We start from the raw sequence: 26,404 nt of genomic DNA on the forward strand, positions 1-26,404 counted from the left end.
GCGTCATATTAGATGACTTGCAGTTGAGCATCACCTTGCTCAGACAAAAATCCGCCGGTTTGATGCTTCCACAACTGAGCGTAAACACCACCCAATTGCAGCAGCTCGTAATGCGAGCCTTGCTCAATGATTTTGCCGTCATCCATTACAATCAAACGATCCATCGCGGCAATCGTTGATAAACGGTGAGCAATCGCAATCACTGTTTTTCCTTCCATCAGAACTTCAAGGTTTTCTTGAATTGCCGATTCTACTTCTGAATCAAGTGCAGACGTTGCTTCATCCATGATCAAAATTGGCGCGTTTTTCAGCAGAACGCGAGCAATCGCCACACGTTGACGCTGACCACCAGACAGCTTCACACCGCGTTCACCCACTTCAACGTCATAGCCAACGTTACCTTGCTCGTCTCGTAGAGATTGAATGAAATCATGAGCATGTGCTTTCTCAGCAGCTGCGATAACGGCATCCATTGAAGCATCTGGATCACCGTAAAGAATGTTCTCTTTAATTGAGCGATGTAGCAAAGAGGTGTCTTGCGTGATCATACCGATGTGTTGGCGAAGCGACTCTTGTTCAACTTGAGAAATGTCCTGTCCATCAATACAAATCTTACCGCTATTTACGTCGTAAAAGCGCAGCAACAAGTTGACCAACGTGGATTTACCTGCCCCAGAGCGACCGACAATGCCGACTTTTTCGCCCGGTTTGATAGTCAGATTCAAGTTCTCAAATACTGCCTTCTCATCACTGTAGTTAAAACCTACGTGATCAAAGCAGATCTCACCTTGAGAGATTTGCAAAGGCTTAGCATTTGGTACGTCTTTCACTTCAACATCGTTTGAAATCGTATTAATACCGTCTACTACTGTACCGATGTTTTCAAACAGCGCGCTAACTTCCCACATGATCCACTTCGACATACCTTGTACGCGCAACGCAATACTGATGGCAATCGCAATAGCACCAATTGTTACAGCGTGATCTAGCCATAGATAAACCGAAATGGCACTAATAGACATCAGCAGCAAATAGTTGATGGCATCCACACTAAACAGTAAACAAGTCACCATGCGCATTTGGCGGTAAACCGTCACCAAAAATTGCTTCATGCTGCTTTCTGCGTATTCCAACTCTCGTTGCGAGTGCGCGAATAGCTTTACGGTAGATATGTTGGTGTAAGAATCGACAATGCGCCCAGTCATTACAGAACGAGCATCCGCTTGCTCTGTCGCTACTTGTTTCATATTAGGGATAAAGTAGAACTGGATAACCGCGTACATTCCTATCCAAATCACAATAGGCAACATTAGCAAACCATCGGCTTCGCCCATCATCCAGAGCATCGAAAGAAAATAAACGCTGATATAAACCAGTACATCCACCAGCTTCATGACCGTTTCTCGTACCGCTAACGCACTTTGCATCACTTTGGTCGCAACTCGGCCTGCAAAGTCACGCTGGAAAAATCCAACCGCTTGTTTTAGCAAGTAACGGTGAATCAACCAACGGATAGACATCGGGTAGTTACCCAATAACGTTTGGTGCATCACCATTGAGTGGACAAAACCGAGAGCTGGCATCACAACCGCCACTAAGAACAGCATCATTAGCATGCGATCACCCTGGTCTTGCCAGAATGTTGCGCGATCTTGATTAGAGAGAATATCGACGAGCTCGCCCATATAACGCAACAGCGTCACCTCTGTAATGGCAATAAGCGCACTGAACACAGCCATAACGAGTAAAGGGGCTTCAAAGCCACGAGTGTAAAAACGACAAAAGCCAAATAGCGTCTTCGGTGGCTTTTCGGTTTCCATCTGGGGAAAGGGTTGGGTCAGTTTTTCAAACCAATTGAACATAACAATGACTTTAGGTACCGCGAATGAATTTGCGAACGTTTTACTATCTTTTGATACAAAAGTCAGTAAAATACCGAAACAAAAGCTCAAATGATAATAATTACAATTAAGCTTAGCGTTAATCATAATTATCGGGAATAGATTTATGCAAAAGAATAACTCACTGACCATCGCTATCCGCAACGCGTTGGTTTGTGCTTTAGCACCTACAGCAGTGGTTGCATTCACAGCACAAGCTCAAGAAGACGTCGTACAAGATGACGTGATTGCCATGGAGACCATAACGGTCACCGCGCAAGCACTTAAAGTAGAAACCCCGGCAGCAGAAACGCCGCGCAGCGTATCTATCATTTCTGAAGATGAACTTCGTGTTCGTGCACCGAAAAAGCTAGATGAAGCATTACGCTACACGTCTGGTGTAACCGCTCAGCCTTATGGCGCAGACAACGACACTGATTGGTTCAAAGTTCGTGGATTTGATGCAGCGACTTACCTAAACGGCAACCGCCTATTCCGCGATGGTTACTACACATGGTTGGTCGAACCTTACGGCCTAGAAAGTGTAGAAGTCGTTAAAGGTCCATCGGCTATTCTGTTTGGTGAATCGGCACCAGGCGGTATCGTGAATGCTGTTCAGAAAAAACCAACGTTTACGCCTCAAGGCGAAGTAAAAGTCGAAGTTGGCAACAACCAACACCAATCCGTAGGTTTTGACATTGCTGACGAAGCAAACGACGCAGGCACTGTGCGCTATCGTTTGGTTGGCTTGATGACAAGCCAAGATGGTGAACTGGACGGCACAAATAACGAGCGTTTCTACCTAGCGCCAAGTGTCGAGTTCGACATTTCTGACCGTACAATGCTGACCGTTTTGGCAACTTACCTTCATGATGACGGTGTACCAACTAACCCATTCTTCCCGGCAGCAGGTACTCTGATTGGTTCTAACTTTGGCAAAATCGATCCTTCGACTAACCTTGGTCAGCCAAACTACGATAAATACGAACGCACGCAGTTTTCTCTAGGTTACTTACTAGAGCACGACATCAATGACACGTGGTCACTCTCGCAAAACCTCAACTACGGTTCGAATGAGTTGTACTTGCGCAGCTCTTACGCGTTCTCAAACAACGATCCAGCGAAAGAAGAGTTAACGCAAGGCATCGTATTCCGTGACGGAAAAAACCAGAGCATCACGTTCGATAACAATGCTGTCGGCAACTGGATGACAGACAACGCAGAGCACACAGTGCTTATCGGTATGGATCTGCAATTCCACAAAACCGATGGCGACGAGCAAGACAACTATGCATTTGGCACTATCAACCCGTGGAACCCAGTTTACGGCAACTTCACCCCTCTTGATCCTGCCAACAACGTGAAACGTGAGATTGAGAAATCTCAAGCAAGTCTCTATTCACAATACCAATTGAAACTGCATGAACAGTGGATTGGTAACATAGGTGCTCGTTACGACTGGGTGAAAACAGAAAACTCTGGCAAAGGCGCTACCGTTGATCAAAGTGAATCTCGTGATGATGGTCAGCTCTCTCTAAGTGCGGGTGTGATGTACCTTGCAAACAATGGCCTGTCACCTTACGCAAACTACTCTCAGTCGTTTGAAGTGATCAGCACTATTGATGCGGCAACCAATGAACTTTACAAACCGCTGGAAGGCGAGCAAGTAGAAGTGGGTGTAAAGTATGAGCCAAGCTTTATGGATGGCTTTATCAACCTTGCATGGTTCGACATCACGCAAAAGAACGCGTTGGTCACTAACCCATCAACATGGATTGCGACACAAACAGGTGAAGTGACATCTCAAGGTATTGAGCTAGAAAGCACGGCGCAGCTAACCGACGATCTAAAACTGATGGCAAGCTACACCTACACTAAAGCGAAAACAGATGAGAGCTTTGGCCAAGGTAAAAAACAAGCCGCACTTATTCCTGAGCATCAAGCGTCTGCATGGGTAGACTACAGCGCCTACAGCCTGATTCCAGGCCTCAATATCGGTACTGGTGTGCGCTACGTAGGTGAGTCAAAAGATAACCCTAAGAGCTCGAACCTAACGGTTCCTTCTGTCACTCTTTGGGATGCGTCAGTCACTTACGACATCACTTCACAGTGGCAAGCACAGCTAAACGTGAACAACATCCTAGATAAAGAGTTTGTTTCAGGTTGCGATTACTGGTGTTACTACGGCCAGTCTCGCTCTGTTATGCTAAACGCAAACTACCGCTGGTAATTGTACTTCTACTCCCCTCTATTGAGGGGAGTTTTCTCCTAAGAGCCATCCATGTTTCAACTGTCTAATATTGAGATCGTGCGAGGTGGACGTCAGATCCTCGGCATCGAACAACTTAACATCCCAACAAATGAGCTAACGGTCGTTTTAGGCCATAACGGTTCAGGTAAGTCGACACTGGTGAACCTGCTTTCTGGTCAAATGTCGCCAGATAAAGGTACGGTAACACTAAACGATACTTCCCTTTCATCACTTAAAACCAAAGAGTTGGCAAAACAGATCGCCTATTTGCCACAAAAGCTGCCCTCTTCAGCTGGTTTAACGGTCGAAGAGCTAGTGCGCTTAGGTCGCTTTCCGTGGCGTGGGGCACTTGGTCGTTGGAAAACCGAAGACAAACAGATCATCACGCAGGCTATGGAACGAACAGGGGTTACACCTTTTGCTCAAGCTTTGGCGGATGACTTATCGGGCGGTGAGCGCCAACGTGCTTGGGTGTCTATGCTACTGGCTCAACAATCGCCAATTTTAATTCTCGATGAGCCAACCTCGGCGCTCGATGTTCACCATCAGTTTCAACTAATGGCGCTGCTGGCAGAACTGAATCGAACCGAGAATGTAGGCATTATCGTGATCCTGCACGATCTGAACTTAGCACTGCGCTACGCCACCCACATTGTTGCGCTCAAAAAAGGTAAGATTGCCTTTGAAGGCAACGCCGACATGTTGTTAGACGAGGCACGCCTTTCTAAACTATATGAGTCACCAATTAAGCTGATTGAACACCCAAGCCCGGCTAACACATTAGCGAGCCAAAAGGTGGCTGTTGTATGCGCATAATAGCTCGTTTACTTACTGTGGTTACACAATCTGCTTTTCTCCTCGCATTTTTTATGACCAATGCACATGCAGTCATCACCGTTACCGATGAATATGGTGAGCATAGTTTTGAGCACGCGCCACAACGCGTTGTAGCCTTAAACTGGGACATCTTAGAACAAGTTTTGGCGCTAAACGTAGAACCAATCGCAGCCCCAAATTTACCAGGCTACCGCCAATGGGTCGTCAATCCAACTGCACCAGAGTCAATTGAAGATATTGGAACCCGAGCAGAGCCCAACTTAGAAAAAATAGCCAGTTTGAAACCAGATGTCATCCTTGCTGCGTCTCCACAGCAAGACTTGATTCCGTTACTCAAACAAATTGCTCCGGTAATCTATTTACCTAATTTTTCTGAAAATGAGGCCGCAGCTGAAACGGCCATTCGTCACTTTCGTACGCTCAGCAAGCTATTCAATAAAGAGGCACTTGCTGAACAGAAACTGGCAGAATTAGATGCTTCATTTGCGCAGATGCGCCAGCGAATTCGCCACTATTACTCTGCTCCACTCAGCGTTCTTGTGATGCGATTTTCAACCCCGAATACTGTATTACTTGCAACCGAAAACTCCACCACTGACTACGTGGTTAGAAAACTGGGATTACAGGCTCCAATTAAAGAGGACCCACGTGCGTGGGGAGTAAAGCAAGATCGAATCAATCGGCTTCAGAGCCTTCAAAACAGCTACGTTCTCTACGTACAACCTTTCCCAGAAGAACGAAAACTGAAAGAGTCGCCACTTTGGCAAGCGATGCCGTTTGTGAAAAAGCAGCGGGTAAATTCAGTCAGAGCAGTGTGGGCGTATGGCGGTGCCATGTCTTTGCAATACACCGCTGAAGCGATTACCGACAGTCTAATAGAGTTGGCACCAGAACAATGAGAACGAAACATTATATTGGTTATCTGGCGCTGATTACGTTACTTAGCGTCTTTAGCCTACAAATTGATACTAATTTATCACTTTTCGAACAATGGCAATTATTAACAAAACCAGAGGTAGCAACCGAGTTTCGTGATGTATTCTTTACTCAAGCGCAGCTTCCTAGGTTAAGTATGACCCTGCTTGTTGGTGCCATGCTTGGTCTCACCGGCAGCTTAATGCAGCAATTAACGCAGAATAACCTCACCTCGCCGTTGACTCTTGGCACCTCTTCTGGTGCTTGGCTTGCATTAGTCGTGGTAAACATTTGGTTCGTCGATTGGGTAGCCGATTACTCTGCATTAGCCGCAATGGTGGGGGCTTTAGTGGCGTTTGGCCTGATCGTATCAATTGCAGGCGTGCGTAATATGACAGGTTTGCCGCTGGTCGTTTCGGGGATGGTGATCAATATCTTGCTTGGTTCTATCGCCACAGCCATTATTATTTTAAACGCCCAGTTCGCACAGAATATTTTTATGTGGGGAGCAGGAGACCTCTCTCAATACAGCTGGGATTGGTTTGAGTGGTTATTACCTCGCTGCGCTATCGCAATCGTAATTTTGATCGTCGCACCACGTATTCTGACCTTAATGAAACTAGGACAAGAAGGCGCAGCAGCCCGAGGCTTAGCGGTATTACCCGCGTTTGGTGCGTTAATGGTGATGGGTATTTGGCTGGTATCTGCCTCAATCACCGCAGTTGGCATTATCAGCTTCATCGGGTTACTGACACCCAATATTGCCAGAGCGATGGGGGCAAGAACACCGCGCGACGAATTGATCAGCAGCATGCTTTTGGGCGCAATGCTACTAATCATCACAGACTCTGCCGCTATCTCGCTGAGCTTATGGTTAGAGGAAACCATTCCTAGCGGCGTAGCGGCTGCAGCTATTGGCGCTCCCGCTTTAATTTGGTTTACTCGTAAAAAACTGACGGCAACCGATCAACTTAACCTTTCAATGAGCCAAGGAAAAACGGCGCTTTCTAAACGCGCGGTATGCAGCATTGCGCTATTCAGTCTGGTTGGGATTCTAGCTTACTCATTCGTTACCCATGGTATAAACGGAGTTCAATGGTCTGTGCCAGGTGAGTTCCAATGGCAATTGCGCTGGCCGCGCATGTTAACCGCACTTTCTGTCGGTATTGCTCTATCCGTTGCCGGAATCATTTTGCAACGCATAGTTTACAACCCTCTGGCAAGTCCCGATATTCTCGGTGTGTCTTCCGGAGCCACGTTTGCCATTATTACGACAGGAGTCATCGCTGGGTCGCTTCTCTCCGCATTTAGCTGGGGTATCGCTTTTTTCGGAAGTATGTCCGTATTGATGTTATTGCTGATTATCGGTAAACGAAGCCATTTTAATCCATCTAACTTCGTGTTGTCCGGCATCGCACTAACGGCACTACTAGAAGCCCTCGTTCAATTTTCGCTAGCTCAAGGTTCTGGTGACAGTTACAAAATTTTATTGTGGTTAACTGGTTCAATTTATCGAGTCACAGCCGACACCGCACTGATGCTATGTTTGGCCATAATAGTTCTGCTTGCCGCTGTATTCTCGATTTCTCGTTGGCTAACACTAATTTCCATCGGGCGACAATTCTCAAATGCACGAGGGCTTAACCCTACCGTAGCCAATACGCTTATGCTCACCATCGTTGCTTTGTTATGCGCCTTTTCTACCGCTACAGTTGGTCCAATATCTTTTGTTGGCTTGGTCGCTCCCCATATGGCGATGATGTTAGGAGCAAGAAAAGTGAAAGAGCAACTGTGTGTCGGTGCCTTAATTGGCGCAACCCTAATGTTGTGGGCAGATTGGCTAGGACAAATCGCTATTTATCCAAGTCAGGTCGCAGCTGGCACGTTGGTCGCTATTATAGGCAGCACTTACTTCCTATTTTTAATGCTGAAGAGTAAATTCAGCTAAGTTGGGAATATTGTTACAGCCTAAAAATACGCTAAGAAAAACAAACCCCGCTATTTTGATAGCGGGGTTTGAAATTAAAGGCGAAGTACGATGCTCTATTCTTCTCGCACTACAGGAAAACGTTGCTCATAAAGTTCCATAAAGTCCTTACGAATTAAGTGCTCTAAGTGGTTCGCTTTATCGGTTGGGCAGAAAATCATCACGTGCAGAATTTGTTCACCATTAATGTTGCTAGAAATATGCATATGTGGCTCAGAACCAGGAAGGTCAACACCGGCATGTTTTTCAATCATCGCATTGTAACGATGTGCAACATCAGCAAAGTAACTGCAATGTTCTTCAATTTTATCAGTTAAAATCGGTAACAGTGGATACAAATTGACGAAGTCTTTCACCACTACAGAAAAGTTGTGGTAAACGTACCGCTTCATGAAGTTGAGGTTCTTTACTGGATAGGTAAAGAACATACTATTAGGCAATGTCGCTGTTTTGCCGGTGTAATGATATTGCCCGTGATGCAGGTCGATCTCTTGAATCACCGTCGCCATCATATTGTGCTCAATCACTTCACCACACAACTTTCCGACCTCAATCCAGTCTCCAACGCGAAAAGAACGCGAACTTGCTCTTTGAATCGAACCCGTAAAACACAAAATGATTTCTTTGGATGCCACTACAATGGCAACGGCAATCGCCGTTACACTCAGAGCAAACTCGTTAATTTCTGATTGCCATAAAATAAATAAAATCAGTAATGTAACAGCGAAGGTGCCATTTTTAGTTCTGGACATCCAACTACGCTGATCTTCTGAGAGAAAAGCGTGATCACCACGAATCATCGATAAAATTGCACGACGAATTAACCACATAATCGCAAAGATCAGTGCGGTAAAAATCAATTTATGAGTGAGAAGAAAATCGACAACTAACTGCACTTTCTCCATTCCACGGCTCCCTCGAATAAAAATACGGCCCAGTAACAGCTAACGATAACAAATTATTTTGTCTGTTGTCCGTGCTCACTCAAGTCTTTTTGAAATTACTCCTCTCTAAAGGCGCGATTCATGCTTTCTGTAATTGGCTTTATTAGGTAGCTCAATGGCGTTCGTGGCTCAGATAAAATAAGCACTTCGGCATTCATGCCTGAGGTTAAACGATGTTTTGTCACATCTTCCGGTGAAATTGCAATTCTAGCGAGATAAAAATCTTCTTGGTTTTCTTGCGAGAGCTTATCGGCAGAAATCGTCAGCACAGTACCGTCTAAAGGTGCCAACGTCCGTGCATTCAGAGCGGTCAGACGAACATGCGCTTGCTGGCCTGGATTCACTAAATCAATATCCTGAGGATTAACACGAGCCTCGACTAACAACTTATCGTCTTGCGGGACCAGTTCTAGTAACGTTTCACCCGAGCCAATCACACCTTTCTCGGTAAACACTTGCATGTTGACTACGCGACCAGAAATAGGTGCGTTGATCGTTGTTCTTGCGACAATATCTTGAGCGGAGCGATATTCTTCCCGAATTGCGACAATTTCCGTTTTGGTATTTCGTAGTTCCTCGACAATCTCATTCAGCCTTTCAAGCTTCAACTCTTCAATTTGCGCTAGGTTCTCATCTAACCTTTTTCTAACGGTGAGCGACTGCCTGTCTAACTGGCTTAAGGTACTTCTCACCTCCGCTGCTAAGCGCTTGAGTTGAAGTAAAGTAGATTTTCCCGAGAAACCTTTTTGCACCAAGGCTTGGTTACTGTCTATTTCTTCAGCAATAAAGTTGAGCCGTTCCGTCTCAATCACTTTGGTTTGCTGAAGGTTTTCAAGCTCTAAATTTGCTCCAGAAATACTCTGCTCAATGATACTCAGTTTACTGTCAAAGAATCGCTTTCTCGCTTCAAAGATCTTGTTTTGAACCAGTTGTGCTTCTTGGACGATATCGACACGGGGAATGCTTTCAAGATCATCAGACCATACAATCGTTGGAAGCTCATCAAGCTCCGCACTTAAACGGTTTTCCTTTGCTAGAGTATGGATAAAACGACCACTTAACGAATCCAACTTAGCCATAGCTTGACGCTTAGAAAGTTGAATTAATAACTGACCTTTTTCGACTAAATCCCCTTCCTGTACATATAGCTTTTCAATAATGCCGCCTTCTAAATGCTGAATTTCTTGTCGCTTAGTGAGAACTGACAAATCACCATAAGCAATCGCTGCACTTTCTAATTTGGCTGTTGCAGCCCAGTAGCCAAGGCCTCCAAGAAAAACACTTAAGGTCACCACACCGAGTAAAATTGGTTTTCGAAAGCTTAGTCTCGCTTTGGGGCTAAAACGATATACGATCTCGGTAGAACTCTGATTAACGGTTGGCAGTTGATTGCTCATTTCTTACCCTTGGGATATCTGTTCTTTCTTCGCCCATCAAACGTTTTAATACTTCATCTTTAGCGCCGTATAACTTGACTCGGCCGTCAGCCAAATACAACAGCCTATCCATTTGTCGTAACGTACTCGGATTGTGGGCAATGACGATAATCGTTGTACTCTGTGCTTTTAAATGGGCAATCAAACGTTGATACGCAGCCTCTCCCTCACCATCGAGGTTGGCATTCGCTTCATCGAAAATCACAATAGATGGGTCGCCATAAACGGCTCTTGCAAGAGCGATTCTCTGCCTTTCCCCCCCAGATAAACCACGGCCATTTTCACCAATAATGCAATCATAGCCTTTGTTTTTCTTGAGTATTAATTCATGACATCCTGCTAGTTGAGCCGCCTTGATGACTTTAGCGGGGTCTTCTTCTTTAAAGCGCGCGATGTTCTCTCGAATTGTGCCAGGAAATAACTCCACCTCTTGAGCGAGATACCCAAAATGCACGCCGCGATCTTCAGATGCCCATACGGAGACTTCCATTCCATCAAGAGTCACTTTACCCGCTAATGGCTTAACCGTACCTAATAACAGCCGAGCAAACGTCGATTTACCCGTACCAGAAGGGCCAATCACCCCAACAGCAACACCCGGAGGAATCGATAAGCTGATCGATGAGAGCACTGGTTCGGTTGCTCCAGGATGGCGATAGGCCAGTCCGGTAAGCTCATAGTGTCCTTTTGGTTTAGGCAGTGGCATATCTGATTCATCTTGGCGCACGATCGCATCGATTTCTTTCAACCTTTTATAGGCGCCTTTAGCAGACATCGCGCTTCGCCACGTGCCTATCGCCTGCTCCATCGGCGATAATGCCCGACTCATTAATATGGAGCTCGCGATCATCGCCCCTGCCGTTATCTCATGTTGGATAACTAACCATGCACCACCTCCCAGTAAAAATATCTGTAATGAGCCACGCACAAACTTAGAAAAGTTAGCCATGTAGATAGACTTACCTGCAACTCGCTCTTCAAGCACATTCACTTCGCTCACGCGCGACTGCCACTTCTCTAAAAATGCATTCATCATCCCCATTGCGAGAATTGAATTGGAGTTTTGCGTGGCTAATTCTGCGTTGTTGATATGAGAAATCGCTCTGACTTCGCTCTCTTGCATTGTTTTACGCGTCATTAGCTCATTAAGTAGACCTAGGCTAAACAATACGATAGATCCAAGTAACGCGATGTGACCTAATATCGGGTGCAATAAATACACAAATAAAATAAACAGCGGTGTCCAGGGCGCATCCAACAGTGGGTAAGGTGCTTGACTGCTCAAAAAGCTTTTGATGTTCTGAATGTCTCTCAGAGTTTGCGAGGTATAACTCTTCCCGGTATGTGATTGATATTGAATCGTGCGCTTGAGCATGAAAGCGGAGAGTTTTGTATCCATCCAATAACCAAAAGATTTACTCATTTGTGCTCGTGCAATGTCGATGATGGACATGGTTAACAGCGCGACAATTACGATGACAGTGAGCAAGAATAAAGTATCGGTTGAGTAGGAGGATATCACTCGGTTGTACACTTGAAGCATGTACAGCGGAATCGAGAGAACCAATAAGTTGATAAAAAGGCTAAAAACGATCAGCAAGCCCGCAAGCGTGCATAGTTTTTGTTTCACTTCTTTGAAAACCGTTTTTTGCACGACTACTTCCGTTTAACGTGAAAATTGTAGGCGCCAGAAATACTAGCGCCTAGCTTAAGGTAACCTCAAATCGCTCTAGAGTGTCCGATTAGTTCACCTCAGCATGGCAGAGCCACGCAAACTAATTCCCATCCAGAGTTATTTTCAGTCGTTTAGATTACGAACAGATCAGCACCATAGGTGTTGATGTCAGTTTCAGTCACGCCAATAAGTTTCACTGTTAGATCAGCCCCATCGGTAAACACTGCATTCCCAACTGCATCGTAGCTAAAGCTTAAATCACCAAAGTCTGTGACAGAGTCGCTAATGATGTGCAAAGAGTCTTCACCAATGGTGAAATCAACAACTTTGGCTTCGCCATGGCCACCAAACTTATCCGTGAACACAAACTTATCGCCATTGCTGCCGCCAACTAAAACGTTGTCACCAGAACCAGCAACAAGAATATCTTCACCGACACCACCATTTAATTTATTGTCGCCCAGCAAACCCAACAGCAAGTCATTACCGGTACCACCGCCGAGGTAGTCGTTTCCTGTACCAGCCCTAAGGATGTCATCTCCTGCACCACCAGTTAGGCGATCATCGCCGTCGCCGCCGATCACATAATCATTACCGCCACCGCCAACAAACGAGTCATTACCACCAAAACCGATAAACAAATCATCGCCGCCATCGAAATCAGCAAATTGGTTATTTACACCTGCATCGCCTAAATACGTGTCATTGTCACTTGCGCTCATTTTTATTCCCTCTTAGCTTATTAATTGAATAGACCTTCTGTTCCACGTCTGACTAGATTCGTCACGACATGAGAAGTCTAATAGTCAACTGAATAGGAATAAGTTTGAATATGGGATGATATTTCAGACTGACATTTTAATAATAAATATAAAATTTAGTACTTTATAGAGTATTTTCTTTTTATTACAGCAAGTTAATACTAGTACTACAGGTTTCTCTTAGCCCAACTTGTAGCTTGCGTACGGTTCTTTACTTCTAACTTTCTAAAAATATTGTATAGATGTGATTTAATAGTATGCTCGCTGATAAATAAAGAATCAGCGATTTCCATATTTGAACCACCTTCTTTCAACATTTTTAAAACCTGAACTTCACGCCGAGTAAGCTCAACCTCAATAGCAGGTTCGATAATGTTATTTGCTTCTCTACCTCGATAATAATTTACTAGCTGATCAAGTAATCTTCGAGACAGCCAGTTATCCCCTTTTATTATTGCTTTTAATCCCTGACAAACCTTGTCCATTGAATCTCCTGGACCAAATATACCTTTTACATGAGGCCAAGAAGCGAGTTCTTCTGTGTCTAAGTCATAACCTAGATTAAGCATTATGGTTCCTAGCACTTTATTACTATCTTTTAAATAAACTAAAGTTTCGGAAGGAATCTCAACTGAAAAATCAACAAGCAAAAAGTAGCGTTCCGGAATGAGTTCATGATAGCTAGGGTTTTTAGTATCAATGATCGTTATTTTAGTTTCTGTATTTTTAGAAAGCATTTCCTTAAAGTTTTCACTCTGTAAACTTTGTTGAGTGAGCATTAGGATTTCAGGCTTTTCCATATACTGTTCCATAATGTTTCTCATACTTTCAGTGACTTAACATTCTTAAATTAGTAGTTAATCGTCAGCACTTAGTTTGATATGTAAGTGCTAGTTCACAGAGTAAAGTTATTTGCTACTTTTTTAAATTCTAAAGTTATTAAAAAGAGAATCAAAAAAAGTGTTTCTCATAAAAGAAACACTTTTAACACATTCAGGTCACAGAAATTATTAAGAGTTTACTAAATTAGGCAACCTAATATTGCAATAGCATTACACCGTTAACGAGTTGTCTGAAATATGTTCCTTTGCCCAAATAAGTGCTTGAACTCTATTTTTCACATCAATCTTCTTGAAAATATTATGTAAATGCGTTTTTACCGTATTCTCGCTGACAAATAATTGTTCGGCGATTTGTTGATTGGACGCCCCCATGGAAAGAAAGGTAATTATTTGTTGCTCTCGTTTGGTCAGAATAGCGGAAACATTCTTATTTATAGGTTTGCAATGTCGACGAAGGTAAGTAATGTACTGCTGAGAAAACTTACGGCTGAACCACATATCTCCTTGAAGCACCTTACCAATACCAACTTGCAACGTTTTTATATCATCAGAGGTATAGAAAATACCGGCCAAAGTACGCCAAGCAAAGAGATCTTCTGTCGATATGGATTGCTCACAATTAATTAAGATTTCAAGCGTGTCTTTCTGCTTGGCCGCTTTAAACTCCGCATAACGGCGAAAAATTTCATCCGTGATCACGCTGCAATCAACAATAATGGCTGATGCAAGAGATTCATGTAACACTCCGTGAATCAGATTATCTGGCGTGATTAGAGCAACACTAATACCGAGTTTGGTCTCCAATACATCTTTCAACAGAGATGACTGTAGACTTCCCTCCGTGATTAAAATAACGTTTCTTTTTTTTTGCTGCTCCATCCTGATCGCATTCCCTTGGTCGTTTTTATTGAAATACGCAATAGATTTAGATAGAGCGGTAGTATTGTCAAGTATGAAAATCACTAGTACTAATTAATAACTCATTGAAGTGTCAATAATTTTTAAGTGGCAAGTATGTGAGAGGTATTAGCATTTTTCAGACATTAAAAAAGGGAGTATAAACTCCCTTTTTGTGTTTGAGCAGGTGATTTAATCACGCACGTTAGAGGCAAAACACCACCTAACTTAGTGGATTGGAACTGCGTTTTTTTGGTTAAACTTACCAAAGTGTTGTTCTAACACTTCTGGCGTCAGCTTACCTTCCGCTTCCAGCTTTTTCAGCTCAGCGACGATCGCTTTTTGCTCTTCTAGCGACGGCAGTTTTACTTCTGGCTCCTGAGCGGTTTCTTGAGAAATTTGCTCTAGTTCTTTTTCGAAGTCATTCATAGTACTTACCTAAAATTAATGATTGAACTTTTAAACTTCGCCTATTCTATCCAACTCTATAACTTGAAGCTACCAACCATCTTGTCCAAACGAGAAGAGAGCGCTTGAAGATCGCGACTTGCATCCGCCAACTCTTCTGCTGTCGCGGTTGTCATTTCATTTATCGCGTTGATTTCTTCGATATTTTGATTAATGGTATGCACCACCGTGGATTGCTCTTCCGTCGCCGTTGCAACTTGTGTATTACGATCAGAGATGTCGGTGATTCGTTCAGAAATACTGATTAATACCTCGACTGCTTCATCGGTAGAAGTAACCCCTTCTATGGTGACCGCTTTGCCCGCTTCCATAGCACTTACCGCGTCTTGTGCGTCACTTTGAAGCTGATTGATCATGCGCTGAATCTCTTCTGTAGAATCAGCCGTGCGTGAAGCTAGGTTTCTTACCTCATCAGCAACAACCGCAAAACCACGTCCCTGCTCACCAGCACGAGCAGCTTCAATTGCAGCGTTTAGCGCAAGTAAATTCGTTTGTTCAGAGATGTCACGAATTACACCCAGAATCGAGCCAATATCTTTGGTTGTCGATGCCAACTGCGTAACAACAATATTGGTTGTTTCAACATCATCGGCTAGGCGGCTGATCACCTCTTTTGCTTTCATCACAACTTCTCGACCAGTTTGAGTGTTATCTGAAGCCTGATTTGCCGTATCAGCAGCGGTAGCAGCGTTCGATGCAATTTCACTGATGGTCGCACCCATTTGGTTGATAGCTGCAACTACTTGAATGGTTTGATCACGCTGCTCTTGGCTGTTGTCGTGTGTGGATGTTGCTTTCGTTGACACACTTTCTGCCGCTTGACTTAATGAGCCACTGGTTAAAGCAACCTCTTTCATCGTGGCATGAATCTTCTCAATAAATCCATTAAAGCCTTTTGAAAGCTGAGCAATTTCATCATTACCCTTAATTTCAATACGCTGCGCCAAATCGCCTTCACCTTGCCCAAGGTCGGTAAAACGATCGGCAATCAGTCGGATTGGTTTCGTAATGCTGTTTGCCAACCATACGCCCATGAGGATGAATACAACGGCAACAATGATGGTCGTAAACAGCATTTTTTTAGCTGTCGCATTCAGGTCTGCGAATACTTCATCAACGGGAACCACGCCAATAACAAACCAGTTCATTGAAGGAACATACAAACTAGAAACAAAAGTATCCTGCCCTTCAAACTCCACATTAATTAGGTTGAAGCTATTTTTGTTCAACAGCGCACTTGCGTCACTACCAAATAGTTTAGTGATAGAAGTTTGGTTCTTACCTTGTTGGCGGTGTATTTGAATCTGGCCTTGTTCATTAGTGAGGAACACGTAACCCGTATCTTCAATTTTAAACCCATTGAGCAAAGCAACCATGTCTCCCATAGATTTAGAGAGACCTGACATTGATGTACCATTAAGATCTTGGAAATTGGCAAACATTTTCACTTCGCCATTTGCCTCTTGGAACACACTCACGGACGTTTCTTGACCAGACGACGTAAATCCAAAGAACCAAGCATCTTGCGTTCGGTTAAGTTGACGTAAGAATCCGTTTTGATTCCAGTAATATGCCGTTTGACGATTCGCTACCGACGCATCATTAAGACCATACTGTGATTTAACGTTATTGAGCTGCTGAACCAACTGAACTTCTACTGACGGATCACGGTCTGTATTAGATAGGGCTTCAACAATAAATTCGTTTGTAGCCAGCTGTTTTGCCGCTTGTTGCATTTCGACAACTTCGCGGTCAATTTCGGTATTGATTTGCTGCAACATCGCAGGTAGCTCGATGTCAATAAGACGATGGCTCAATACATCTCTCGCATGACGCTGAGCCATAACACCAACAATGATTGTTGATGCTAGAACAGCAAACGTAATGCCAAGTACAACCTTCTGTTTGATGCTCAAGGAATGAAGTTTCAACATATTCGGACCTTTTAAAAGAATCACTTGTTATTGGCCCCACAAGGGGAATCAGGTGCATATCTCATGACACGCACACCACGGAATCTTTATCGGCTCATATGTACAAAACTAGAGGCATTTCTCATTATATTATGAAAAATAAATGTAACACACTGTCAAATAATCACTTTCAGAGATAGCACGTACTTGCAATTCTCTGTAGCGTCCCAATATTGAAAAGATAAATTGCAATAGAGCATTGGAACTTTTTTCACATGGAAAATGACCAATACTCAACACGAAAATCACATGGATACCGAGAGTCCAAAGCATGCATAAATCTAACTTCGAAACTCTTCAGCAATACTTAGAGTCGCAGATCATCGGACAGCAAGATCTGGTAAAGCAACTGCTTGTTGCGCTTCTTGCGGATGGGCATATTTTAGTTGAAGGCCCTCCTGGGTTAGCAAAAACCCGTGCAGTAAAATCACTCTCAGACTGTGTTGAAGGTGACTTCCACCGAATTCAGTTCACCCCTGACTTGCTGCCAGCCGATTTAACCGGCACCGATATCTTCCGTCCAGAAACCGGAGAATTCACTTTCCAGTCAGGTCCTATCTTCAACTCGCTTATTCTTGCGGATGAGATAAACCGTGCACCGGCCAAAGTACAAGCGGCAATGCTTGAAGCAATGGCAGAGAAACAAGTCACAGCAGGTCGTCATACCTACCCGCTGCCAGAGTTGTTTTTGGTTATGGCAACTCAAAACCCGATAGAGCAAGAAGGGACCTACCCCCTTCCTGAAGCGCAGCTAGACCGCTTTTTATTGCATTTAGAAGTGGAATACCCAGATGCAGAGCATGAGCTATCTATCTTGCGTATTAACCGCGGAGAAGCAAAGGGCGAAGTAAAGGTTGAACGCCCAATGTTAAGCCAACAAGATATATTCACTGCACGTAAAGAAGTGTTGGATATTCATATGGCAGAAACGATAGAGCAGTACATCGTCCGTTTAGTTATGGCGACACGTCAAGCCAACGAATATGACACTGAGTTGGACAAGTGGTTGTCAATGGGTGTGAGTCCGCGTGCCACCATCGCTCTTGATCGCTGTGCACGTGCGCACGCTTGGCTTGCTGGTCGTGATTTTGTCTCTCCGGAAGATGTTCAAACCATGGCTTATCCGGTACTGCGCCACCGTTTATTATTGAGTTACCACGCTCAAGCGGAAGGCATTACGGCAAACCAGGTCATCGATAAACTGCTAAAACTTGTTGGCAGTGCATAAACAGGTGAGTGATATGTCCGCTACACATTCATTACCACCTCATGCGAATGGGGTGACATTAACCCTTGAAGAGCTGCTCCAATATCGCACTCAATCTATACGTTGGTTACCACCAGCACAGAGTCTCTGGTCGCAGATGAGTGGTAACCATACCAGTCGCCAAAAAGGGCGAGGTATGGATTTTATGGAGGTGCGCCAATATCAACCTGGCGACGATATTCGCAGCATTGATTGGCGAGTCACCGCTAGGACCGGTAAAGCACATACGAAGTTGTTTGCAGAAGATAAAGAGCAAGCGGTCATTCTTTATCTTGATCTAAGTTCTAGTCTACATTTTGGATCTAAGTATGTACTCAAATCCGTTCAATTGGCCCACTTTGCCAGTGTTCTAATTTGGCTAACTCTAGCTAAAAAAGATCGCATCGGCGCAGTGATTGATGACGGACATCAATGTCTTGAATTTCGCCCCTCTTCTTTACAAAGACAAGGGCTGCGGATTCTTAACGCCATAGTCGACATACATAATGCGCAAGTAACTCGTACTGCAAGCAACGACACTCGTACACTGCCGTATGCACAAGTATTGGAGACACTTCATACGCTCACCCCAAAAGGTAGCGAATTGATTATGCTCAGTGATTTTGCCCACGTAATACCAACGGAACTGGCACAACTACGTCGACTCAAACAACACAATAGCGTAAGGGCTGTTCAATTTTATGATCCGTTAGAAAGAGGCGAAACAGACTTTAGAGGTCAAGTGAAAGCTTCGGATGGGCTGCATAGTCAATGGTTTAACTTTGGCTCTAAAGGACAACGAAGAGAACTCGAAAACCACTTTACCCAACATCAAGAAACCATTAAGCAGCAGTGCCATTCGATAGCAATTCCATTTAACACGCTATCAAGTGGCTGGCCCTTAATTTCACAATTAAGCTAACAAACTGACAAGCAGTATTTATTAAGCAGTAATAATAATGACAACAAACAACCAAAGCCTAGACCTTGAACCTTTGATTTTGCCAAACGCACCGGATTGGTTTCCGCTCGCTTGGGGATGGTGGGTGGTGCTTGCAGCAACCTTGCTGTTCGTTTTCGGCATTTGTCTTTATGTGAGATGGCGTAAAAAACACTTACGCGCAAAAAAGACAGCATTAACACTTTTAACTCAACCTACCGCGCCTCATACCCCTTCCTCTGCTCTGGAAATATTGCGCCAGGCAGCATTGAGTTACTTTCCGCGTGAAGAGATCGCACCATTAACTGGAATCGCTTGGTATGAATTTCTCGATAGCCATACCAAAGAAAGTCGATTCGTAGACAAACAACATCAGTGGCAAGAAGCGTTGTATCAGAATTCTTCCCAAGAGCAGCATCAAAGCTTGGTAGACGATTGTGTCTTTTGGATAACCTACGCTTTGCCACCAAAGAAAAAGGCAAATAACCGTGACTGAGCAAACACTCATAACCGATCTTGCCCAATGGCTAAACATTGAATTTGTCTGGTGGTGGGCACTGTTTTTGTTGCCCATCCCCTGGCTGGTATACAAGTTTCTGCCACAAGAATCTCAACAAGCCGAGATCAAATTGGCGTACTTACCAACTAATGAGAATCGCAGCAAGCCTAAGCAAGCGCTGCAAAAAGCACTTTCAATCGCGATCTGGGGCCTTCTTGTCGTCGCTTGTGCGCGTCCAGTTTGGTTTGGTGATCCCGTTGAATTCCAACCCAAATATCGGGACTTGATGTTAGTCGTCGATCTGTCCGGTTCGATGCAGCAGGAAGACATGGAACTCAACGGCGAATATATCGATCGCCTCACAGCAGTCAAAAAAGTTCTGTCTGATTTCGTAGCAAAGAGAAAAGGTGACCGTCTCGGAGTTGTTTTGTTTGGCGACCATGCTTATTTGCAAACACCACTCACTGCAGACCGAAAAAGCGTCATGCAACAGATTAATCAAACCGTCATCGGTTTGGTTGGTCAACGAACCGCCATTGGTGATGGTATTGGTTTAGGCACAAAAACCTTTGTAGACAGTGATGCTCCCCAACGAGTCATGATTTTGCTCAGTGACGGCAGCAATACTGCAGGGGTGCTCGAGCCGCTAAAAGCAGCGGAAATTGCGAAAAAATACAACGCCACTATTTACACCGTGGGCGTGGGCGCTGGTGAAATGATGGTGAAAGAGTTTTTCATGACTCGCAAAGTCAACACCGCAGCCGACTTAGATGAACAAACACTGACTAAAGTGGCAGAGGTGACAGGTGGACAATATTTTCGAGCGCGAGATACGGAAGAGCTCGAAAAGATTTATGACACAATCAACCAGCTAGAACCCGTATCTAGCGACACACAAACTTGGCGCCCACAGTCTGAATGGTTTCCATATCCATTAAGCGCTGCATTTGTATTATCGGTATTGTTATTCCTATTAAGGAGAAAACATGGCTGAGTTTATTTTCCTCAATCCTTATTGGCTTTTGGGGCTCATCGTGATCCCTATAGCACTCTTGCTTAATCACAAATTTAGAGCCCAAAAGTCCACACTGATTGCCCCTCACCTATCGCGGATGCTCGGACAAAACACGCAGTCTAAGCATTACTTCACTCTATGGGGTTTAGCTTGGGCAATAACTTGCATTTCATTAGCGGGGCCAAGCTGGCAGTCCAATGCTCGACCAAGCTTTGAGTTAAACCAAAACCGGATCTTGGTACTTGATATGTCTCGCTCTATGTTTGCTACAGACATCAAACCCAATCGGCTAGCACAAACACGTTATAAGGCGCTCGATTTGCTGCCAAAATGGAAAGAGGGAGCCACTGGACTTATTGCTTACGCTGGCGATGCCTATAACTTAAGTCCACTGACAACTGATTCCAGTACGCTTGCGGGCATTATCGAAAATTTGTCACCAGAGCTGATGCCTTTTCAAGGAGCAAACCTGCCTGCCGCGATTGAACTTGCGATCAACCAGTTTTCTCAAGCCGGCACGCAACAAGGCGATATCATCGTGTTAGCGGATGATCTTGATACGTCAGAGCTGTCTCGCGCGTTAGATTTAGTCCAAGGTACAAAGTTTCGCATTTCTGTTCTTGCCGTCGGGACTCCTAACGGTGCACCTATCGCGCTGCCCGATGGCTCTCTGCTAAAAACGGCACAAGGCACAACCGTCGTAGCGAAAACAAACCTGAAAAACCTACAGACGCTAGCGAATAAAACTGGCGGTCTATTTGTTCCTATTCAGCACACCAACCGTGATGTTGAAAATATCGCGGCCTTTACTAATAACATTGGTAGCCAGCTTTCTGCGACCCAAAGCGAAGAAGTTAAAACTGATTCTCGTCTCAACAGTGGCTTTTGGTTACTGCCGTTGTTACTTCTTCCTGCGGCTTTACTGTTTCGACGCGGCCTGATTTGGATGGTAGTTGCGAGTGTAGCCCCAGTAACGTGGACACCGCATGCAGAAGCTAATCCGTTCTTAAATGCCGACCAACAAGGAGCGGAACTCTACAAGCAAGGTGAGTATGAACAGGCGCAAAACCTATTTACAAACCCAAGCTGGAAAGGAGCCGCCAGTTATCAAAAAGGTGACTACGAAGCCGCTATCGAAGCATTTTCTCATGATGCCTCCCTTAACGGCCGCTATAACCTCGCCAACTCGCTCGCTCAAAATGGTCAATTAGAAGATGCGGCTGATTTGTATAAAAGACTGCTAGAGGAAAAGCCTAACTTTGAAGCCGCGAAGAAAAACCTATCGGTTGTAGAAGAAAAGCTAAAACAGCAACAGCAACAGCAACAGCAACAGCAACAGCAACAGCAACAGCAACAGCAACAGCAACAGCAACAGCAACAGCAACAGCAACAGCAACAGCAACAGCAACAGCAACAGCAACAGCAACAGCAACAGCAACAGCAACAGCAACAGCAACAGCAACAGCAACAGCAACAGCAACAAAAGTCTCAAAACGAAGGGAAAGAAGCGCAAGGACAACAGTCACAAAATCAGCAGGATTCTGAAAATAAAAAAGAAAAACAAAAAACGGAACAACATCAACCGCAACGAGATGACAAGCAAGTGAAGGATCAAGGTGAACCAATACAGGCTAAAGCGCATCCCGAAAAAATGCATCAGGATGATCCTGAGTTTCGTCGACTAGAAGCAGTAGAAAGTGCTCGCGACCCAAGCTTTTTGATCCGTGCGCAAATGCAACTTCAAGCGCAACAAAAACAACCTCCACAACAATCTCAAAAGGAGTGGTAAGCCTGTGATGAACAAAGGCGTAAAACTGGTCTTTATTTTTGTGGCCAGCCTAATATCCAATTTCTCGGTGATGGCACAGACACTTCAAGCTAGTGTGAATAAAACACAAGTAGCCAAGAATGAAGTGATTAACCTCAGAATCATTTCAGATACTGAGCTCAGCTCAGACGCAATCGACTTCAACGTTCTAGAGAAAGACTTCTTCTTGGGTCAACCTCGTTATGGCCGCTCTAGCAATAACATTAACGGAAGAAAATCAGTGCGTACCGAGTGGAGTATCTCAATTGCACCAATGAAAGAAGGTGTTTTGACTATTCCAAGTTTTTCCGCTGATGGTATGAGAACGGAGCCGATCAAACTACGTGTCAACGCGAGCCAAACAGACCCCAATCTTGATGATCTATTTAGCTTCAATATTACGGTCGACAACAGTACGCTCTACCCTCAGCAATCTGCAACATTACGTATACAGCTTCTAATCAAAGCGGACACTCGACGCCTAGATAACCCACAAATAGTACCTCCGCAAATTGAAGGCATGAAGCTTGAGGCACTGGGTGGCTTACAGCAAAGACAGAAGATCTTAAATGGGTTAGAAGTAGCGGTCATAGAGCAGTCGTTTCGCCTAACGGCCAATCAACCAGGCACTTATACCTTGATAGGTCCTAAACTGACCGGTTCTTATATTTATGGCGACAGCTTGACGGGCTCAACCAAAATAATGCCTATCAACACCAAAGCGGAACGCATGCCAATCACGGTCAAACCGATTCCGAGCGAATTTAAAGGTGAATGGCTTCCTGCTTCAGCGTTAGAAATGACACAGAGCTGGCAAGACGATCAAGGTAATCTACTGTCGACTAACGCGATCAACACAGTAAAGCAAGGTTCTTCACTCACTCGAACCATTCAAGTTAAGGCTCGCGGTACACAAGCCGAATATCTGCCACGAGTCAATATTAGTTACCCGAGTTCACTGCGCGTGTATCCCGAACAACCTAAGTTCGATAGCGCGAGAGATGGCACCGTTACCATGACGGTGAAGCAAGTCATTATTCCTACAGAGGCCGGGAAATATACCTTACCAGGATACGACTTGAACTGGTGGGACAGTCAAAATGATGAAGCGAAGAAAACAACGTTACCAGAGCTAACATTAGACGTAGAGAAAAATGACACTGGGCTAATCACGTTGCCGGAATCGCCTCTTTCAGCGCCTTTAGTGTCAGCCCCTAGTCCTGAATCAAGCGGCGATGTAAACAGTCTCTGGCGAACATTAACCTTTGTTTTCTTAGGGCTTTGGATAATGACATTGGTAATCGCTACTTGGGCATGGAAAAAGCGGTCAATAACAGCGAGTGGAACGGTTTCAAATACTGAACAACCACTTTGCATCGACGCGCTAAAAAAAGTCATCGAAGAGGGCGATGCTGCGAAAATTGAGCGCTCTGTAAATGAGTATTTAACCACTCATCAAGACAGGTTAAACCCTGGTGACGTACAAGCAATTAAGCAAGAGCTTAATGCCATGAATCAAGCGTATTTTAGTGCTAACCAACAACCTTGGAGCCCTGATTCGCTGCTAGCGAAAATTCAAAACCTTGGCAAAGCAAACGTAACGAAAACCGACCACCAACTCGAAAAGCTATAAATAACTAGATAACAATGGCAGCTCTCATGAGCTGCCCATTCTCTTATGCGGTCAAATTTGCTTTAGCGGTTTTATCTAGAGCACCAACCGCCGCCCCCTTCCCTATCAAGTTGATCTTATGAACATCACTCACTCAACAAACACTTGGGGCTCGTATTCGTATCGCCTTACACAATTTCGCCCATGATTCTTCGCTTGATAGAGTGCCTTATCCGACAACTGATATAAATGGTCGAAATTAAAGTCTTTGCCTTTCGCTTTATAACAAGAGTAACCGACTGAAACGGTAAGTAACTCTCCTTCTGGGTTATGTCGATGCTTTATCCCCTCGCCCTCGATGCACTGACGAATGCACTCTGCTCTCAATCGAACCTCCTCTTGCTCAGAACCAATCATGAGCAACGCAAACTCCTCACCACCGATACGGCAAAAAACTTCATCTTCACCTTTGGTATGATGATCCAAGATATAGCCAATTCGCATCAATGCAATATCGCCTTCGAGATGACCATAGTGATTATTGAATAAGCCAAAATGGTCAATATCAATCAGGATCAGGCCAAACGACATGTCGTCTTCACACTCTAGGGCACAATATTTTTGCATCACATGCTCTAACATGCGGCGATTACCAAGACGCGTCAAAGGATCGAGCTTAGAAAGTACCTCAAGCTGTCGATTGGCTTCCTCCAACTCTTTTGTTCGGTTCTGAACCTCCAGCTCTAAGTTTTCGTTTAGTTCGCGAATCGCCTCTTGAGCTTGAGTACGTTGCAATACTTCAGCTAAGCTGGACGCGAACATACGAATCACTTCACGTAACTGAGAAGTTAAGGGCGCACGTGTCAGCAAATTATCAACAGCGATAAAGGCGATAGGACCACTGCTATTTGAAGTCAATACCGTCATCGCAGCCCAACCAAAGCCAACAATATTACAGTCATGATAAATAGGCACTGATTCTTCAAATGCGACTTCGTTTGGCATTGAGCGAGCCAAATTTATAAGAGAGAAATCTTGGGTTTCGCCAAAGAAGTAAGATTCATCCACCACGTTCCCTTGAATATCGGTGCCCCACGTTCCTTGCATGTAAGAGCAATTTTCATCAGTTAAAAACACCGCCATTCGATCAATACCAAGATTTTTAATGGCGAAAGTGACGGCCGATTTACATACTCCGCTGACAGTAGTGCAACGTGATAACTCAACCATGCTTGAATGCAACATGCGTACGTTTTGTTCTTGGCGCTTACGAATGTAAATTTGAGAGAAGAGTGAACCAAACGAGTCCAACATCTGTTTTTGATATGCCGTTATCGGCTTACGATGAATAAAGTTATCTAGCGCGAACCACCCAAACGGTTCATTGCCATCGCGTAAAATCAACATCGCATTCCAGCCCTGCCCGATGACCTTGCCTGCTGTGTATATTGGCGCGTCTTCTACAATCACTAAGTTGCTCTCTAGGCTAGATAACGCGGTGATATACTCCTCGCTAAGTTGGTGTAAATCGTATTGTGTGTGAAATTCATCAATCGTAATTCCTGACTCATCCGTGCCGTATGTACCACTGAAGCTGCGCTTTTTCATATCGAGAAGCATCAGTGTAGAGCGATCAAACCCAAGTCGTTCACGTAACGCTTCGACGGCTTTGTAGTACAAGTCCTTTAAAGAATCAGGATTAGAGATTTCGAGTGCAACTTGCTGAACTAACTTCATATTTTCGATAAAGCGCTCGCGTTGGCTAATCTCATCAACATATTGCGCTTCACGAATATCTCTGTGCCTGATCTCTTTCGAGGCATTTTTTTCAGCACGAATACATTGCCAACGCGCCGCTGCGAGTTGCATTGCGTCGTAACTTTCTTCATAGATATTATGTGCCGTGAGAGCATGTACAGATTGAATCAGTAGGTAGGTACGTTTGATAGGCGTGTTGTCGAGCATCATGATGTAACTGTCACCCCCTAAATCTCGGGTGTGATTCCAGTTACAAGTGTTGATCGCCAGAGGTATGATGCTTTCAGAGGTATCAAACTGACTTGCCCACTCCCAGAATGTCTCAGGATAGTTTTGGGTTGGGTAAAGCTCTCCGCGAGAGAAGCTCATCGAATGACGAGGGTTAATTGAAGGATCTTCAAAAATAGCGAGGGCTTGAGGGGAGAACAGACTCTCTAAATGATCAAAGATTGCCTCCGCTAGCAACCGATGGTCCCTCGTTGAAGACACTTTTCTTGTAAAACTTCTTAAACTCACCCTACCAACCTAATCTACTTTTTTATCCTCGATAAAAAACTACTTAGGCCATGATATGCAATCAATACGTTCAAATTTGAGCTGTTAAGTCATTCGCAAAATTATCAGACTTAGTGTTACATTCGAGAACTCTTCAGCACTTTTA

20 protein-coding genes are annotated in these 26,404 nt (G+C 44.4%); 10 read left to right on the forward strand and 10 right to left on the reverse strand.

Annotation, left to right across the window (positions count from 1 at the left end; translation table 11 throughout):
- Nucleotides 1–8 precede the first annotated feature (8 nt).
- Nucleotides 9–1,862: an ABC transporter ATP-binding protein gene (locus UQW94_RS04000; RefSeq protein WP_213962338.1), complete on the reverse strand. Its 1,854-nt coding sequence runs from the start codon at nt 1,860–1,862 to the stop codon at nt 9–11.
- Between the two features lie 145 nt (nt 1,863–2,007).
- Here UQW94_RS04000 and UQW94_RS04005 point away from each other — a divergent pair, with 145 nt between their 5' ends.
- Genes UQW94_RS04005 through fhuB form a run of 4 tightly spaced genes read left to right on the forward strand, consistent with a single transcriptional unit; the run spans nt 2,008 to nt 7,831 of the window.
- Complete coding sequence (locus tag UQW94_RS04005) at nt 2,008–4,110, forward strand: TonB-dependent siderophore receptor (RefSeq protein ID WP_025768541.1); 2,103 nt, start codon at nt 2,008–2,010, stop codon at nt 4,108–4,110.
- Nucleotides 4,111–4,161: 51 nt separating this feature from the next.
- Nucleotides 4,162–4,947 (forward strand): ABC transporter ATP-binding protein, encoded by a 786-nt coding sequence (locus UQW94_RS04010; protein ID WP_005375174.1) that lies wholly within the window; start codon nt 4,162–4,164, stop codon nt 4,945–4,947.
- Nucleotides 4,938–5,867 carry an iron-siderophore ABC transporter substrate-binding protein gene (locus UQW94_RS04015; protein WP_154203993.1) on the forward strand — a complete coding sequence of 310 codons (930 nt, stop codon included), beginning with the start codon at nt 4,938–4,940 and terminating at the stop codon, nt 5,865–5,867. The genes UQW94_RS04010 and UQW94_RS04015 overlap by 10 nt, the downstream gene beginning before the upstream one ends.
- Nucleotides 5,864–7,831 carry a Fe(3+)-hydroxamate ABC transporter permease FhuB gene (gene fhuB, locus UQW94_RS04020; RefSeq protein ID WP_322142015.1) on the forward strand — a complete coding sequence of 656 codons (1,968 nt, stop codon included), beginning with the start codon at nt 5,864–5,866 and terminating at the stop codon, nt 7,829–7,831. The genes UQW94_RS04015 and fhuB overlap by 4 nt, the downstream gene beginning before the upstream one ends.
- Before the next feature lie 95 nt (nt 7,832–7,926).
- Here fhuB and UQW94_RS04025 read toward each other — a convergent pair whose 3' ends face one another.
- The 8 genes from UQW94_RS04025 to UQW94_RS04060 all read right to left on the reverse strand — a co-directional run bounded on the left by UQW94_RS04025 (nt 7,927) and on the right by UQW94_RS04060 (nt 16,827).
- A complete protein-coding gene (locus tag UQW94_RS04025) occupies nt 7,927–8,775 on the reverse strand; it encodes a mechanosensitive ion channel family protein (protein WP_005375171.1) in 849 nt (282 codons plus the stop codon).
- Nucleotides 8,776–8,870: 95 nt separating this feature from the next.
- A complete protein-coding gene (locus UQW94_RS04030) occupies nt 8,871–10,211 on the reverse strand; it encodes an HlyD family type I secretion periplasmic adaptor subunit (protein ID WP_005383906.1) in 1,341 nt (446 codons plus the stop codon).
- Nucleotides 10,186–11,904, reverse strand: coding sequence for a type I secretion system permease/ATPase (locus UQW94_RS04035; RefSeq protein WP_053350060.1), 1,719 nt, complete (start codon nt 11,902–11,904; stop codon nt 10,186–10,188). The genes UQW94_RS04030 and UQW94_RS04035 overlap by 26 nt, the downstream gene beginning before the upstream one ends.
- A 152-nt stretch (nt 11,905–12,056) precedes the next feature.
- On the reverse strand, nt 12,057–12,647 hold the full coding sequence (locus UQW94_RS04040) for a calcium-binding protein (RefSeq protein ID WP_005375168.1): 591 nt from the start codon (nt 12,645–12,647) through the stop codon (nt 12,057–12,059).
- 206 nt (nt 12,648–12,853) lie between these two features.
- Entirely contained in the window at nt 12,854–13,510 is a 657-nt protein-coding gene (locus UQW94_RS04045) for a LuxR C-terminal-related transcriptional regulator (RefSeq protein ID WP_005383910.1), read from the reverse strand.
- A gap of 228 nt (nt 13,511–13,738) precedes the next feature.
- Nucleotides 13,739–14,407 (reverse strand): LuxR C-terminal-related transcriptional regulator, encoded by a 669-nt coding sequence (locus UQW94_RS04050; protein WP_322142016.1) that lies wholly within the window; start codon nt 14,405–14,407, stop codon nt 13,739–13,741.
- 246 nt (nt 14,408–14,653) lie between these two features.
- Nucleotides 14,654–14,854: a restriction endonuclease subunit S gene (locus UQW94_RS04055; protein WP_005375165.1), complete on the reverse strand. Its 201-nt coding sequence runs from the start codon at nt 14,852–14,854 to the stop codon at nt 14,654–14,656.
- Nucleotides 14,855–14,910: 56 nt separating this feature from the next.
- Entirely contained in the window at nt 14,911–16,827 is a 1,917-nt protein-coding gene (locus UQW94_RS04060; RefSeq protein ID WP_017821859.1) for a methyl-accepting chemotaxis protein, read from the reverse strand.
- 310 nt (nt 16,828–17,137) lie between these two features.
- On the opposite strand from UQW94_RS04060, the gene UQW94_RS04065 reads away from it, so the two are divergent.
- The 6 genes from UQW94_RS04065 to UQW94_RS04090 are packed head-to-tail and all read left to right on the forward strand — an operon-like array spanning nt 17,138 to nt 24,006.
- Nucleotides 17,138–18,094 carry a MoxR family ATPase gene (locus UQW94_RS04065; protein ID WP_318303317.1) on the forward strand — a complete coding sequence of 319 codons (957 nt, stop codon included), beginning with the start codon at nt 17,138–17,140 and terminating at the stop codon, nt 18,092–18,094.
- A gap of 13 nt (nt 18,095–18,107) precedes the next feature.
- Nucleotides 18,108–19,034 carry a DUF58 domain-containing protein gene (locus UQW94_RS04070; RefSeq protein WP_318303318.1) on the forward strand — a complete coding sequence of 309 codons (927 nt, stop codon included), beginning with the start codon at nt 18,108–18,110 and terminating at the stop codon, nt 19,032–19,034.
- Nucleotides 19,035–19,071: 37 nt separating this feature from the next.
- The gene (locus UQW94_RS04075) at nt 19,072–19,548 is read left to right on the forward strand and encodes a DUF4381 domain-containing protein (protein ID WP_322142017.1); all 477 of its coding nucleotides are present in this window, start codon (nt 19,072–19,074) and stop codon (nt 19,546–19,548) included.
- Nucleotides 19,541–20,545 carry a vWA domain-containing protein gene (locus tag UQW94_RS04080; RefSeq protein ID WP_318122849.1) on the forward strand — a complete coding sequence of 335 codons (1,005 nt, stop codon included), beginning with the start codon at nt 19,541–19,543 and terminating at the stop codon, nt 20,543–20,545. Before UQW94_RS04075 ends, UQW94_RS04080 begins: the two co-directional genes overlap by 8 nt.
- On the forward strand, nt 20,538–22,355 hold the full coding sequence (locus UQW94_RS04085; RefSeq protein ID WP_322142018.1) for a VWA domain-containing protein: 1,818 nt from the start codon (nt 20,538–20,540) through the stop codon (nt 22,353–22,355). Before UQW94_RS04080 ends, UQW94_RS04085 begins: the two co-directional genes overlap by 8 nt.
- 4 nt (nt 22,356–22,359) lie before the next feature.
- Nucleotides 22,360–24,006 (forward strand): BatD family protein, encoded by a 1,647-nt coding sequence (locus UQW94_RS04090; protein ID WP_322142019.1) that lies wholly within the window; start codon nt 22,360–22,362, stop codon nt 24,004–24,006.
- A gap of 129 nt (nt 24,007–24,135) precedes the next feature.
- Here UQW94_RS04090 and UQW94_RS04095 read toward each other — a convergent pair whose 3' ends face one another.
- Nucleotides 24,136–26,259, reverse strand: a complete 2,124-nt coding sequence (locus UQW94_RS04095; RefSeq protein WP_238843698.1) for a diguanylate cyclase — start codon at nt 26,257–26,259, stop codon at nt 24,136–24,138.
- Between the last annotated feature and the right edge of the window lie 145 nt (nt 26,260–26,404).

Source organism: Vibrio sp. PBL-C16, from assembly GCF_034321865.1.
Classification (GTDB): domain Bacteria; phylum Pseudomonadota; class Gammaproteobacteria; order Enterobacterales; family Vibrionaceae; genus Vibrio; species Vibrio alginolyticus.